The 822-nt window shown below is 44.6% G+C and carries 1 protein-coding gene; it reads left to right on the top strand.

Features of this window, described 5'->3' with window-relative positions:
* The coding region (locus E1163_RS30155; RefSeq protein ID WP_185155882.1) for a hypothetical protein at positions 1-316 on the top strand (316 nt) is incomplete at its 5' end.
* Between the last annotated feature and the right edge of the window lie 506 nt (positions 317-822).

Raw genomic sequence — 822 nt, 5'->3', positions numbered from 1 at the left:
GATTGGCTTTCAAAACCGGGATAAGATCATTGCAGGAGGAAATAAAATCCTTGAGCTTTTTAAAAAGAAGCCCAACTGCTCAAAAATATTGAATGACAACACAGAAGTAACGGGGCCATGGCAGGATGCTGCAGAATGGACAGTAACGCAATGGTTCCCACAAATGGAAAAGGCCGGTTTGAAGCATTTTGCCTGGATATTCTCAGAGAATATCTTCGCCCAGCTATCCGCTAAAAATGCCATGCCAGACTCTAGTGTGGTTACCACATTCAACTCGGCCAACGAAGCCCTTGAATGGTTAAAGTCTAAAGATTAAAGCTCCGGAATATATCGCCAAACAGCATCAGCTCCTGTCCGGGGGCTGGTGCTTTAATTATTTGGAGAAACTTATAACAAGAGACGGGTATCTTAAAAGCGGTACCCCTACCCTATCGTTGATATGCACCATACAGCTACCCTTCTGATTGAAAAAGATCTGTTCCCAACTTCACTAACAGAACCAGGCTCCGGCTTTACTAAACTTCCGAAAGTTTGGTAAAGCTTAACTATTCAGAAGCACAGGCAGCAAGTTAAAATGCTCAAACAGAAGCAATCCCACCCTTGCAGGGCTCACCACCATACCACATTGATTAACAAAAGGCTCCACCTTTTGCTGAAAGATTTTACCCTTTCAGGGTAACCTTAAGCAGGTGGTTAAAGTGATAATCTTCCCCCGTTGCTGTCCCCCGACAGCAACATCCCGACAGTGATTCTTCGTGTCCCTGTGCCATCCCTGAAAAGTATCCTCCCGAACACGGCTGCTTCTTATCCTATTATCATTCA

Origin of the sequence: Fulvivirga kasyanovii (assembly GCF_009711405.1) — a bacterium.
GTDB classification, from domain to species: Bacteria; Bacteroidota; Bacteroidia; order Cytophagales; family Cyclobacteriaceae; genus Fulvivirga; species Fulvivirga kasyanovii.
Note: the sequence above shows the minus strand (reverse complement) of the source record. Positions and strands in the feature narration are given on the sequence as shown.